The sequence below is a fragment of the Kaistia sp. SLG-1 genome (genome assembly GCF_059699055.1).
This window is the reverse complement of record NZ_AP048544.1, coordinates 4941767-4955145: the sequence shown is the minus strand read 5'-3', so window position 1 is coordinate 4955145 and position 13379 is coordinate 4941767. Positions and strand designations below refer to the sequence as shown.

The following is a 13379-nucleotide window of genomic DNA, read 5'->3' as shown; positions in this document are numbered from 1 at the left end:
GAAACATGTCTCAATCCGCTCCCGAGACGATGGCGCGGCCGCTGGTCAGATCGGCGATCATCTGCCGGATATCCTCCGCCTCGGCCTCGTGGATCGCCGCGACGATCTCGCCGCCGGTCTCTGTATAGGCCTGGCTGAGCACCTCAGCCGAGGCAAGCGCCGACAGGCGTGCCTGGACCAGCGCGAGATCGCTGAACAGGCAGGTGATCGTGACCTCGCGGGTCGCCACCAGCGGCAGCTTCTCGGCGGCGCGCAGGCAGGCGGCGGCCGTGCCGCCATAGGCGCGGATCAGCCCGCCGCTGCCGAGCAGGATACCACCGAACCAGCGCGTCACCACGACGGCGACTCCGTCCAGCGATTGGCCGTCGATCGCCTGGAGAATGGGTTTTCCCGCTGTGCTGCTCGGCTCGCCGTCATCGCTGAAGCGGTAGTGCTGACCCGCCCGCCAGGCCCAGCAATTGTGGTTCGCCGCCGGATCGGAATGGGCGGCAATGAACTCCTTTGCGGCCGCTTCGCCGGATATCGGGCCGGCGATCGCGATGAAGCGGCTCTTCTTGATTTCCTGCCGGAAGATCTCGGTTTTCCCGAGCGTGAACCTCTCGCTCGCCGTCACGCGCGCTCCACCCCTCGAATCCGCCTGTGGCGGTTGCCATCCGCTATCATAGACTGCGGGAAGCATCCGATAGGGAAACGGTCATCATGCAGATCACAAGAAATGGCGCCAATCCGTCCGGGAGCGGGCCGGCGGACTGGTTTACCGGCCGCGTCCGCATCGATCCGCTGTTCGCCGCCAACGAGGCGCGGCGGGCGGCGGCGGCCAGCGTGACGTTCGAGCCCGGCGCGCGCACGGCCTGGCACACGCATCCGCTCGGGCAGACGCTGATCGTCACCGCCGGGCTCGGTCGCGCCCAGCGCGAGGGCGGCCCGATCGAGGAGATCCGCCCCGGCGACGTCGTCTGGTTCGAGCCGGGCGAGAAGCATTGGCACGGCGCGTCGCCGGAGACTGCCATGACGCATATCGCCATCCACGAGCATCTCGACGGCAAGGTCGTCGACTGGATGGAGCCTGTCTCGGACGAAGACTATCGGGGCTGAAGCCCGGGTGCTCACCGAATGGCACTGGTCGGCGACGGGCGCAACGCAGACGGCGCTGCGTCCGCCCGCATCGCCGGAATCATCGATAACTTTACAATTGTCAATAATTGTGTGAAGTTTGCCTCGATCCGGCAAACAGGGGCTAATCCCGTGATCAGCTTGCGCTTCGCTACTCGCCTGAACTCCTTCGCGTCTCGCGCCGAGGCGGAGTGGCCGGAACTGAAGGGGAAGCCGAGCGCGCTCCAGATGGCGGCGCGTGCTGCCAAGGTGGATGGTCTGACGGATCTCGACCTCAACTATCCCGACCATGTCGACGACAATCCCCGCGAACTGGCGAAGAAGCTCGGCGATCTGGGCCTGGCGATCAACGGTTTCGCCATGCGCTACTACACCAATCCCGCTTTCAAGCTCGGCGCCTTTACCCATCCGGATTCTGATGTCCGGAGCGAGGCGATTGATCTGACCAAGCGGGGCATCGACGCCGCGCGCGAGGCCGGAGCCGATCTGATGACGATCTGGCTCGGTCCGGACGGCTTCGACTACGCATTTCAGGCCGACTATGAGCGGTTGTGGCAACACGAGATCGATGGAATCCGTGAAGTGTGCGCGCATGATCCCGATTGCCGGATCAGCATTGAATACAAGCCGAACGAGCCGCGCTCCTACAGCCTGATGCCGGATTGCGCGACGACGCTGCTGGCGATCCGCGAGGTCGGCGCACCCAATCTCGGCGTCACGCTGGATTTCGCCCACGTGCTCTATGCCGACGAGCAGCCGGCATTCGCCGCGGCGATGATCGCGCGGCACAGTCGCCTGCTCGGCGTGCATCTCAACGACGGCTATGCCAAGCGCGACGACGGGTTGATGGTCGGCGCCGTCCATTCGGTCCAGACCATCGAGCTGCTGCGCCAGATCCGGCGCGACGGCTATGACGGCGCCATCTATTTCGACACGTTCCCCGACATGACCGGCCTCGACCCGGTGCGGGAATGCGAGGTCAACATCCGGACGGTCCGGCGCATGCTGCAGGTGGTGGAGCGCCTCGAGCGCGACAATCGCCTCACCGACGCGATCGACCGGCAGGACGCGGTGACCTCGCAGGCGATCCTGCAGGAAGCCATGCTGGCGCCCGAAGCGTGACCCGCGCCGCGCTAATGGGGGGAAACCGATGAACCCCGACGATCTCAAGCCCGACGCGGTCGGCCCGCATATCCGCATGATGATGCCGTTCTTGACCTCGCGCGAGGCGCATGTCGTCGAGACGGTCTTCGCCATGGGCGACTTCGGAGCCGAGACGGCGCTGAAGCAGGTCGCCCTGGCCGCCGGTGTTTCCGAAGCCATGGTGGTCAAGATCACCAAGAAGTTTGGCTTTGAGGGCTATCGGAGTTTTCGGGCGGCGCTGGCGCAATATAACCGCCTGCCGGCCGCCGCCCTGCACCAGGAACTGTCGCCGGACGATACATCCCGCGAGATCGTCCAGAAGGTGTTCCGGACGTCGATCCAGGCGTTGGAGCAGACGCTGGCGATCCTCGACATGGACGCCTTCGATCGCGCCGTCGATGCCATTCATGCGGCGCGTCAGCGCGACTTCTATGGCGTCGGTGGATCCGCCCAGATCGCCCGCGATGTCGGCCACAAGTTTCTCCGCATCGGCCTGCGCGCCAGCGTCCAGGACGATGCGCATATGATGCTGATGTCGGCGTCGCTGCTCGGGCCGGGCGACATCGTCATCGGCTTCTCGCATTCGGGAAATACGACGGCGGTGATCGAGGCCATCGGCCTGGCGCGGCGAAACGGCGCCACGACGCTCGCCGTCACCAATTACAATCGCTCGCCGCTCGCCGAGCAGGCGGACATTGTCCTCTGCTCGACCGCGCAGGGTTCGCCGCTGATGGGCGAGAACGCCGCCGCCCGCATCGCCCAGCTGAACATTCTCGACGCGGTGTTCGTCGCCGTCGCCCAGCGCGACCGTCGCGGCGCCGAGCAGAACCTCGAAAAGACCATGTCCGCCGTGGCATCGAAGCGAAGAGACAGGACGCCATGACCGCAAGCCCGCCGACCGTCGTCGTCTTCGGCAGCCTCCACTACGACATCATCGTCGACAGTCCGGCGCGGCCGCGAAAGGGCGAGACGATCGCCGGGCGCTCCTGGTATCCGAAATGCGGTGGCAAGGGCGGCAACCAGGCTGTCTCGGCGGCGCGCCACGGCGTTGCCAGCGCCATGATCGGCGCGGTGGCGGAGGATGATTTCGGCCGGACGCTGCTGGCGAACCTCGACAGCCGTGGTGTGGATTGCCGCTTCGTGCGGACCGCCTCGGGCGCCTCGACCGGGATGAGCGTCGCGATCTTCGACAGTGACGGAGACTATGGCGCGGTGATCGTGTCCGGCTCCAACCTGTCGCTGTCCCGGGCCGATGTCGCGAATGCTGGCGAACTCTTTGCGCCCGGCAATGTCCTCGTCCTGCAGAACGAGGTGCCGGACGAAGCGAATGTCGCGGCGGCATCGGCGATGAAGGCGGCGGGCGGTCGCGTCATCCTCAATGCGGCGCCGGCCCGCGTCCCCTCGCAAGCCCTGGCGTCGAGCGTCGATATCCTGGTCGTCAACGGCGTCGAGGCGGAGCTGCTGGCGGGCGTTCCCGTCGTCGACAGCCTCGATGGAGCCATGGCGGCCGCGCGAATCCTGTCGCGCGACTACCCGATCGCCGTGGTGACCGCCGGCGACAAGGGAGTGGCCTGCGTCACCGCCGAGGGCGACGAGATCGCCATCGAGGCGATCCCGGTGGTGCTGGTCAGCACGCACGGCGCCGGCGACGAGTTCATCGGCAGGCTGGCCGCCAGCCTCGCCCGGGGCGAGGCCCTCGCCGAGGCGTTGGCGCAGGCCAACCGTGCCGCGGCGGCCCTGGTCAGCGCGCCCGTGTCCTGATCGGGCTCAGCTCGGCGGGACGATGCCCTTCTTCAGGATGAGATTGCCATATTGGCGCGTCTCGCCCGTCTGGATGATGGCGTAGCCGGAATTGGCGCGTTCGTAGAAGGCGAAGCGTTCCAGCGAGTGCACTTTGTGTGCCGGCTCGTGCTTTTTGACGATCGCCTCGAACTCGTCGACGATCGGCTCGCGCCGGTCGGGATCGCCCACCACCTGCATCGAGATCGCGGCGACGTCGTCATACTGGTCGAGCGGCAGCAGCGACAGCACGGCCTCCAGCACCTGCGGCGCGGTGGCGGCGTCGATGCGGATCAGGTCCGGGCCGGCGCTGGTGGCAGGATAGTTGGCGTCGACGATGGTGATCTCGTCGCCATGGCCCATGGCGCGCAGCGTCCACAACAGGTCGGGGCTGAGGATGGGCGAAAGTCCCTTCAGCATGTCTCACTCTCCTTGGATGAATTTTGTTCACGAAGGCTGGCCCTCGTCGGAAGCCCGGTCCGTCCCAGACGATGCGGCGCTGGAACGGACCGGGCCCCTTGGCCCCCCGGGGGTTCTGGTTTTCGGGCGACGAGGCGAACCGTTCGCGCACCGAAAAGCGTGGGTCGGCAAAGGCTAGAACGTCGCGCCGATCTGCCAGGGCACGAATTCGTTGTCGCCATAGCCGAGCAGCTCGGACTTGCTCTTCTTGCCCGAGGCGACGGCGAGGATCTCGTCGAAGATCTCCTGCCCCTTGGCTTCGAGCGACTTGCCGTCGAGCACGTCGCCGCCATTGATGTCCATGTCGTCGATCATCTTGGCGTAGATCTCGGAATTGGTGGCGATCTTGATCGACGGCGTCGGCTTGCAGCCATAGGCGGAGCCGCGCCCGGTGGTGAAGCAGAGGATGTTGGCGCCGCCCGCCACCTGTCCGGTCGCCGAGACCGGGTCGTAGCCGGGCGTATCCATGAACACGAAGCCCTTCTCGGTCACCGGCTCGGCATAGCCGTAGACGGCGGTGAGCGGCGACATGCCGCCCTTGGCGGCGGCGCCGAGCGACTTCTCGAGAATGGTCGTCAAGCCGCCCTGCTTGTTGCCGGGCGACGGATTGTTGTTCATCTCCATGAGGTTACGCTCGGCGTAGTCCTCCCACCAATGGATGATGTCGACGAGCTTCTGGCCGACCTCGCGCGAGACGGCGCGGCGGGTGAGCAGGTGCTCGGCGCCGTAGATCTCGGGCGTCTCGGAAAGAATGGCGGTGCCGCCATTGCGCACCAGGATGTCGGCGGCGACGCCGAGCGCCGGGTTGGCGGTGATGCCGGAATAGCCGTCGGAGCCGCCGCACTGCAGGGCGAGCATCAGCTCGCTCGCCGGTACGGTCTCGCGCTTCACGCTGTTCACGATCGGCAGCATCGCCTTGACCGCCTCGACGCCGGCGTCGACCGTCTTCCGCGTGCCGCCGACCTCCTGGATCGTCATGGTGCGGAAGGTCTCGCTCTCCTCGATCTTGTAGGCGTCCTTGAAGCGGGGGATCTGGAAGCCCTCGCAGCCGAGGCCGACCATGACGACGCCGCCCATGTTCGGGTTGGTCGCATAGCCCCAGGTCGTGCGCTTCAGCGTGTCGAAGATGACGCCGCGATAATCGATGACGCAGCCATTCGCCTGCTTCAGCGCGACGATGCCGTCGATGTTCGGATAGTCGTTCAGGATGCCGGAACGCTCGATCTCGGTGGCGATGAAGCCCGCAACGGTGGTCGAGCAGTTCACCGAGGTGAGAATGCCGACATAGTTGCGCGTCCCGACCTTGCCATTGGCGCGCCGGAAGCCCTGGAACGTCGCCTGGAATTCGGGCGACACATAGTCGGTCGGCACCACGCCTTCGCCGAAGGCGTAGTCGCGCTCGAAGGCGCCATGCGCTTCGCCGATGCCGCAATTGTGCTCATGCACCCAGTCGCCGACGGCGATGTCGTTCTTGGCGAAGCCGATGATCTGGCCGAACTTCAGGATCGGCTCGCCGGCCGCGATCGGGCGAATGGCGAATTTGTGCCCGCGCGGCACGCGGCGGATGATCTCGGCGCCTTGCGCCGTCATCGCGCCGACGTCGAGATTGCCGAGGGCTACGGCGATGTTGTCCTGGCCGTTCAGGAGAAGGGTCCGCGACTGGACGGGGAGGGGGGCGGCCTCGTTCATGGGAAATCCTTGTTCGCGGCCGAACCGCCGGCCGCCTTGTCTGCAAATTCAGGCCGAATGCCAGCCGTCGTGGATGAGCTTGAATCCGTCGCCATAGACCTCGGTGGTCGACGGGAAGAAGTCGCGCCAGACGCGCGTCGCCGCGGCGAGCAGCGGCAGCGAGCGTCCGAACGCCTCAATGGTGATCCAGCCGTCGTAGTCGACCGCCTTCAGCGCCTTGAAGGTGCTGTCGAAATCGATGTGTCCCTTGCCGGGCGTGCCGCGATCGTTCTCCGAGACATGCACATGCGCAAGGTGCGGCGCGATCGCCGCGACGGCGGCGAGCGGATCCTTCTCCTCGATATTGGCGTGGAAGGTGTCGTACATGCCGGCGACGTTCGGATGGTCGACCTCGGCCAAATAGCCCGCGAGGTCCTGCATCGTGTTGACGAAATAGCACTCGAAGCGGTTGATCGCCTCCAGCACCAGCGTGATGCCGCGGTCGCGCGCCATCTCGCCGGCGTCGCGGTGGAAGGCGATGCCGCGCTCCCGCTCCGCCGCCGTCGGCGCGTCGCCGGAAAAATGGCCGAGCGTCGAGTGCAGGGGCCCGCCGACGATTTTGGCGCCGAGCGCCGCCGAGCAATCGAGGATCCAGGCCAGGTGGCGGCGCGCGCCTTCCTGCTGCGAGGCTTCCGCACCGATCGGGTTCATCTCGGTGCCGGGAAACAGCGCGATCACGGTGCGATCGAGGCCGAGCCGGTCCAGTTCGCGCCCGAGCTCCGCGTAGTGCTCGGGCGTGCCCTCGAAGATCGGGATCTCGACGCCGTCATAGCCGCAGCGTTTCAGGTCCTCGAGGATGGGCCAGTGCCGGCGTTCGACATGGGCCGTCCAGAGCAGGAGATTGAAGCCGATCTTCATTGCGGTCGTCTTTTCCAGAGCGTTTTCGAGCGAAGTCGACACCGGTTCGCGTGAAGAAAGCGCGACCCAATATGGAGCCGTCGCGGGCAAACCGTGCGGGCCGGGCACGAGGTCCGGCGCCACTGGGACAGGCCGGCGAACCGCAGGGGTCCGCCGGCCCGGTGCATCAGTTTGCCGGCGGCACCGGCGGGGCCGCACCCTGCGGCAGCGGCTCTTCCAGCCACTTCGCGACCATCTCGGGCTTGGCATCCCACGGAATCGCGTCGCCGAGATTGTCCTTGGTGATCAGCTGGCTCGGCGCGTAGTAGAACTGGCCGGGCTTAACCGATCCGTCGATGACGCCGAGCAGCAGGCGCAGCGCATGGACCGAGGCGATCGACGGCGGGTTGCTGCCGGTCAGGGTCATCTGGCCCTTCTCGATCAGCTCGACGCCATAGGGCGCGCCGTTGTTGCCGCCGATCAGGATTTCGCCGGACTTGCCGGCCCGATCGATGGCGATGGCGACGCCGACGGCCATGTCGTCATTGGCGGCGTAGATCGCCTTGACGTTCGGATGGGCCGTCAGGATCTGCGAGGCGGCGTCCATGGCCTTCTGGCGGTCCCAGTCGGCTGCCAGGTCCGCCACGGAGACAGCCTTGGAGCCTGACTTCGCGATGCCGTTCTTGAACGACTGAGCGAAGGCTTCCGCGTCGCCGCGGCCGAGCTTGCCTGTGATGGTGGCGTATTCGCCTTCCGGCAGCAGCTTGCCGATCGCCTCGCCCACGGGCTGGCCGAAATTGAAGAGGTCGATCTGCATGATGCCGGCCGAATCCGCCAGGATCGACTCGTCATAGCCGTACTGGAAGAAGATCGGCACGCCAGCCTTCTTGGCCTGCGCGATGGCGGCCTTCTCCGACGACAGCGACACGGCGTAGATCAGGATGCCGTCGACGCCCTTGGTGATCGCGTCCTGGACGTTGGCGAGTTCCTGGGTCGGGTCGTTGTTCGCCGAATAGGTGATCAGCTTGACGCCGAGCTTGTCGGCGGCGGCCTGGGCGGCGTTCATGCCGAACTGGTAGTAGGGATCCGGACCGCCGCGCATGAAGGCGATGGTCTTTTCCGCGGCCTGGGACAGGCCGGGGGCCACAAGCGCCGTTCCGAGCGCCAGTAGCGCAAGGGCTCTTCTCGTGATGTTCATTCCTCGTCTCCTCCTTTGACGTAGTCCTTGGAGCGGCGTGTCGGTCAGCTCTTTTTCTGCAGAAGCACGGCCGCCGTTATGATCAATCCCAGCACGGCGCTCTGGAAGTTCGCGCCGACGCCGAGAAGGTTCATGCTGTTGCTCACCAGGCCCAGCAGCAGGACGCCGCCGAGGGTTCCGATGACGGATCCGCGCCCGCCGATCAGCGGCGTGCCGCCGATGACGACTGCCGCGATGGCGCGGAGCTCGTAGCCGGTGCCCATGCTGGGCAGGCCCGAGTCGAGGATGCCCGTCAGGATGACGCCGGCGACGCCGACGAACAGGCCGCTCAGGGCATAGAGGGCGATCTTGATGCGCCGGACCGGGATGCCCGAAAGCCGCGCCGCTTCCTCGTTGCCGCCGATGGCGAAGGCATAGCGGCCGAGCGTGGTGAAGCGCAGGATCAGGAACATCGCGAGGATCGAGACGATCATCGCGTAGACCGGCCACGGCACGCCGAGGAAATCGCCGAGGCCGAACACGTTGAACAGCGCGCCGGTGCCGTTGATCGGGCTGCCGCCCGACATCAGGATCGCGACGCCCTGCAGGAACGTCATCGTTCCGAGCGTGATGATGAAGGGCGTGGCGCGATTGGTGGCGACCAGCATGCCGTTGATGGCGCCGACGACCGTGCCGGCCACCACGCCGGCCAGGATGCCGAGCGTCACCGATCCGGTCGACATGATGGTGAGCGCCGTCGCCAGGCCCGCGACCGAGAGCGCCGCGCCGACCGAAAGGTCGAGGCCGCCGGCGATCAAGAGGATGGTCTGGCCGGAAGCGACGATGCCGAGCGCCGACACCTGGAACAGGATGTTCATCAGGTTGTTGATGGACAGGAAGCGCGGGTTGCCGATGGCGGTGATCACGACGATCAGCAGGAGCACGATCAGCAGCGTGTAGCGGCCGATGTCGAGCGTCCGGAGACCGCCTGGCTTGCGGCTTGCCGACGCGGCGGCGGTGGCGGCGGGAGAAGACATCAGTTCAGGCTCCGGGTGCTTTGAGTCTGGATGGCCGCGAGCAATTGCTGCGGATCGAGGCCGTCGGGAGACAGCTGCTGTTCGATCCGGCCGCCGCGCAGGACGAGGATCCGATCGGCCAGCGCGATCAGTTCCTCGAGGTCGGTGGAGACGAAGACGACGGTCGCGCCCTTGGCCGCGAGGCTGCGCAGATGGTCATGGATCTGCCGCTGCGATTCGACGTCGACGCCCTGGGTAGGCTCCTCCAGCACGAAGAGCTCGCCATCGGCGAAGATCGCGCGGCCGAGCAGCGCCTTGCGCTGGTTGCCGCCGCTCAGGAACCGCACCTCGCGGCTGGGCGCGCGCGGGTTGAGGTCCAGTCGCTCCGACATCTCCGTCGCGACGCCCGTCTCCTTCTGAAGCTTGAGCCAGCCCAGTTTCGACAGCGATTTGAGCGCGGCGAGCGAGATGTTCTTGGCGATCGACAGGCTCATCACGAGGCCGCGTCCGCGCATGTCCTCGGGAATGAACAGCACGCCGCGGGCGATCGCCTCGCGGACGGCGCGGGGCGCATAGGGCTGGCCGTTGAGGGTCATGTTGCCCGCGACATGGCGATGATCGAGCCCGCCGATGACGGCCGCCAGCGCATTGGCGCCGCCGCCGATCAGCCCGGTCAGGCCGATGATCTCGCCCTTGGCGACGGTCAGCGACACGTCGTCGAGTCCGGCCGCGCTCGAGACGGCATCGAGCACCAGGAACGGATCGGCCTTCGGCCGCTCGCTCCGGTGCGTCTCGACCGCGTCGAGCGTGCGGCCGACGATCATCGAGATCAGGCCGTCCTTGTCGGCGCTCCGGCCCTCGACGACGGCGACCTTGCGGCCGTTGCGGAGCACCGTGATGCGGTCGGAGATCTCCAGCACCTCATCGAGGTGATGCGACACGTAGACGATCGCCATGCCCTGTTTGGCGAGGTCGCGGATCAGGTTGAAGAGAAACTCGGCCTGCGCCTTGTTGAGCGCCGCCGTCGGCTCGTCGAGCAGCAGGACATGCGCCTTTTCGCGCACCGCCTTGGCGATTGCGACCTGCTGGCGGTCGGCGATGTCGAAATCGCCGAGGCGCTTGTCGACGGGCAAGTTGAGGCCGAGCCGGGCGAGCAGCTCAGCCGCCTGCCGCGACATCGCCTTCTCGTCGATGATGCCGAAAGCCTTGCGCGGCTCGGCGCCGAGAAAAATGTTCGCCGCGACCGTCAGGTCCAGATGCAGCTCGGGATTCTGGTAGACGATCGCGATGCCGGCGGCGCGCCCCTCGGCCGGGTTGAGGGCGGTGAAGGCCTTGCCGCCGACGACGATCCGGCCACTGTCGGGCGGCTGGGCGCCCGACAGGATCTTCATGAAGGTGGACTTGCCGGCGCCGTTCTTGCCGACCAGCCCGTGCACCTCGCCGCGCGCGACCTCGAAGTCGATATCGTCCAGCGCCCGCTGACCGAGAAAGCTCTTGGTCACGGACTGCACCTGGATGGCGAGGGGTGTTGCGGAGTTCATCGCCGCTCAGCCCTTGACCGTTTCCCAGCGGCCGGATTTGGCCGAAGCCAGCACCGCGTCGGTGACGTAGTCGGTCTTGAGCGCATCGCGGAAGCTCGGCGCGGCCGGCTTGTCCGAAGCGAGGCCGGACAGGAAATCGGCGGCCTGATGGATGAAGGAATGCTCGTAGCCGATCTGCAGCCCCGGCACCCACCAGTGGCTCATATAGGGATGGTCGCCGTCGGTGATGTGGATCGTGCGCCAGCCGCGCAGATGGCTGGCGTCGCCATGGTCGAAGAACTGCAGCCGGTGCAGGTCGTGCAGATCCCAGGCAATCGAACCCTTCTCGCCGTTGATCTCGAGCGTGTAGAGCGCCTTGTGGCCACGGGCGTAGCGGGTCGCCTCGAAGGTCGCGAGCGAGCCGTTGCCGAAGCGGGCCAGGAAGGCGCTGGCGTCGTCGATCTTGACCTCTTCGACCTTGCCGCTGACGGCGTGCGAGCGCTGCTTGACGAAGGTCTCGGTCGCCGCCGTCACGCTGTCGATGCCGCCGTTCAGCCAGAGCGCGGTGTCGATGCAGTGGGCGAGCAGATCGCCGGTGACGCCGCTGCCGGCGACGCTGGCGTCGAGACGCCAGGTGCCCATGCCGCCCTGCGGCACGTCGGCCGAGATGGTCCAGTCCTGCAGGAACTTTGCCCGGTAGTGGAAGATGCGGCCGAGCCGGCCCTCGTCGATCATCTGCTTGGCGAGCGTCACCGCCGGCACGCGGCGGTAGTTGTACCAGACCATGTTGGCGACGCCGGCCGCCTCGACGGCAGCGACCATCTTCTCGGCCTCGGCGGCGTTGCGGCCGAGCGGCTTCTCGCACATCACCATCTTGCCGGCCTCTGCCGCCGCGATGGCGATCTCGGCATGGGTGTCGTTCGGGCTGGCGATATCGATCAGGTCGATATCTTTCCGCTCGATCAGCTTGCGCCAGTCGCTCTCGGAGCTCTCATAGCCCCAGTTCTCGGCGAAATCGGCGGCGCCCTTGGCGTTGCGCGTCGCGATTGCCTTCAGGACGGGCTCGTAGTCGTTGTTGAAGAACTGGCCGACCTGACGGAAGGCGTTGGAATGGGTGCGGCCCATGAAGCCGGCGCCGACCAGGCCGATATTGAGTTTTTTCTTGGTCATTTTCGAAGGATCCCCGGAACCGTTATTCGCGCCAGCCATGGGCGTCGCGCACCTTGATCATCGCGCCCAGAACGTCGTTCCAGGTCTGCTGCGCCGTCATCACGGAATTCGGGAACATGCAGCCGTCCCAGGCGATGTGGCGCATCTTGCGGGTCGGGTTGCCGCTGTCGTCGCGCAGCCAGTAGCCGGCGTGCTTGGTGACATCGAGCTTGCCGTTCGGGTCGGTGACCTGGACGTGGCGGCCGGTCTTCTCGTGGTCGCCGGAACCGAAGACGGTGCCGTCGTTCTGGGCGACGTGGAAATCGTAGGTCCAGGGGCGGAGCGCGTCGGCGACCTTCTTGTAGGCCGCGTCGAGGACGGAGCGGTCCTGCCAGTCATAGCCCTCGGGCAGCAGGCGATCCTGCTCGGCGTTATAGCCGAGCGTGAACAGCATCGAATGCGCCATGTCGGCCTGGTAGCCGACGACGCCCGGCATGCCGACCTCTTCGAGCAGGCGGACATTCTCGCGCCAGGACTGCATGCCGCCCCAGCAGATCTCGCCCTCGGCGACGAGGAACTCGCCATGATCCTGCGCCGCCTTGCCGGCCTCGCGGAAGGTCTCGGCGATGATCTTGGTGTTGCCGGCCGGGTCCTTGTCCCAGTCGCCGACGCCGGTCGAGGAATCGATGCGGATGCCGCCGGTCGGGCGGATGCCGAGCTCGCGCATCTGCTCGCCGATCTGGGCCGCCTTGCGCACCTGCGAGACGAAGCGCTTGCGCTCGTCGGCCGAGCCCATGGCGGAGCCGCCGCCGGCGCCCGCCCAGATCGGCGCCACGAAGGAGCCGACCTTCAGGCCGTAGCCCGCGATATGGTCGACCATGCGCTTGACCTGGTCGCGGTCACTGTCGATCGAGAGATGCGGATCGGCGAGCCAGAGATCGATGCCGTCGAACTTCTGTCCATCGACTTCCGCCTTGGCGGTCAGTTCCAGCAGCGTGTCCAATGGAATGATGGGCTCGCCACCTTCCCCGCCCTTGCCGACGACGCCGGGCCATGCCGCGTTGTGCAGCTTTGGAAAGTTGTTCTGATCCGCCACGTGTTCTTCCTCCCTCTCGGGCCCGCCGGCTCCTGGCGACGGGTCCCTCCTGCATGCCGGCGCGGCGACGCGTTCTTTTCAGGCGCACGCTCCCGCCGGCAGTCCATGCGGACTCCGTTCCGGTTGTCGCCACGTCGCGAGATCGCCTCCCCAGCGCGCTCCGGCCGCTACCTCGGTTGACCGGAACGCAACGGCACTGTCTGTTATATTAGTGTAACGTGTCAAGTCGGCTTCAACGCCAAGTTGGACGTGAGGCCGGAGATTCTGATTCATGACCGCCACGGTAGGGGTTTCTCACCCACATCCTTGATAAGGATCGGTTTCTTGAGGTACACCTCAGAAATGCGGATGCCATAGGATCC

The 13379-nt window shown here is 66.4% G+C and carries 13 protein-coding genes; 4 read left to right on the top strand and 9 right to left on the bottom strand.

Going from position 1 to position 13379, the window contains the following annotated elements; translation table 11 throughout:
* Window positions 1-10: 10 nt before the first annotated feature.
* A complete protein-coding gene (locus AC6HZP_RS23010) occupies window positions 11-613 on the bottom strand; it encodes an IMPACT family protein (RefSeq protein WP_497524704.1) in 603 nt (200 codons plus the stop codon).
* A gap of 86 nt (window positions 614-699) precedes the next feature.
* Between AC6HZP_RS23010 and AC6HZP_RS23005 the strand changes: the two genes are divergently transcribed.
* From AC6HZP_RS23005 to AC6HZP_RS22990, 4 genes are all read left to right on the top strand, one after another.
* Window positions 700-1095 (top strand): (R)-mandelonitrile lyase, encoded by a 396-nt coding sequence (locus AC6HZP_RS23005; RefSeq protein ID WP_497524703.1) that lies wholly within the window; start codon window positions 700-702, stop codon window positions 1093-1095.
* Window positions 1096-1254: 159 nt separating this feature from the next.
* Window positions 1255-2235, top strand: a complete 981-nt coding sequence (locus AC6HZP_RS23000; RefSeq protein ID WP_497526846.1) for a sugar phosphate isomerase/epimerase family protein — start codon at window positions 1255-1257, stop codon at window positions 2233-2235.
* A gap of 28 nt (window positions 2236-2263) precedes the next feature.
* Window positions 2264-3139: a MurR/RpiR family transcriptional regulator gene (locus AC6HZP_RS22995; RefSeq protein WP_497524702.1), complete on the top strand. Its 876-nt coding sequence runs from the start codon at window positions 2264-2266 to the stop codon at window positions 3137-3139.
* Window positions 3136-4017 (top strand): ribokinase, encoded by an 882-nt coding sequence (locus AC6HZP_RS22990; protein ID WP_497524701.1) that lies wholly within the window; start codon window positions 3136-3138, stop codon window positions 4015-4017. Before AC6HZP_RS22995 ends, AC6HZP_RS22990 begins: the two co-directional genes overlap by 4 nt.
* Window positions 4018-4023: 6 nt before the next feature.
* Here AC6HZP_RS22990 and AC6HZP_RS22985 read toward each other — a convergent pair whose 3' ends face one another.
* From AC6HZP_RS22985 to AC6HZP_RS22950, 8 genes are all read right to left on the bottom strand, one after another.
* Window positions 4024-4455 (bottom strand): RbsD/FucU family protein, encoded by a 432-nt coding sequence (locus AC6HZP_RS22985; protein WP_497524700.1) that lies wholly within the window; start codon window positions 4453-4455, stop codon window positions 4024-4026.
* A gap of 174 nt (window positions 4456-4629) precedes the next feature.
* Entirely contained in the window at window positions 4630-6183 is a 1554-nt protein-coding gene (locus tag AC6HZP_RS22980; RefSeq protein WP_497524699.1) for a UxaA family hydrolase, read from the bottom strand.
* Between the two features lie 48 nt (window positions 6184-6231).
* Window positions 6232-7080: a sugar phosphate isomerase/epimerase family protein gene (locus AC6HZP_RS22975; RefSeq protein WP_497524698.1), complete on the bottom strand. Its 849-nt coding sequence runs from the start codon at window positions 7078-7080 to the stop codon at window positions 6232-6234.
* Window positions 7081-7246: 166 nt separating this feature from the next.
* Complete coding sequence (locus tag AC6HZP_RS22970) at window positions 7247-8257, bottom strand: sugar ABC transporter substrate-binding protein (RefSeq protein ID WP_497524697.1); 1011 nt, start codon at window positions 8255-8257, stop codon at window positions 7247-7249.
* Between the two features lie 44 nt (window positions 8258-8301).
* Window positions 8302-9273, bottom strand: a complete 972-nt coding sequence (locus tag AC6HZP_RS22965; RefSeq protein ID WP_497524696.1) for an ABC transporter permease — start codon at window positions 9271-9273, stop codon at window positions 8302-8304.
* The gene (locus AC6HZP_RS22960; RefSeq protein WP_497524695.1) at window positions 9273-10793 is read right to left on the bottom strand and encodes a sugar ABC transporter ATP-binding protein; all 1521 of its coding nucleotides are present in this window, start codon (window positions 10791-10793) and stop codon (window positions 9273-9275) included. Before AC6HZP_RS22960 ends, AC6HZP_RS22965 begins: the two co-directional genes overlap by 1 nt.
* A 6-nt stretch (window positions 10794-10799) precedes the next feature.
* Window positions 10800-11942, bottom strand: coding sequence for a Gfo/Idh/MocA family protein (locus AC6HZP_RS22955; RefSeq protein ID WP_497524694.1), 1143 nt, complete (start codon window positions 11940-11942; stop codon window positions 10800-10802).
* A gap of 22 nt (window positions 11943-11964) precedes the next feature.
* A complete protein-coding gene (locus tag AC6HZP_RS22950) occupies window positions 11965-13017 on the bottom strand; it encodes a TIM barrel protein (protein ID WP_497524693.1) in 1053 nt (350 codons plus the stop codon).
* Between the last annotated feature and the right edge of the window lie 362 nt (window positions 13018-13379).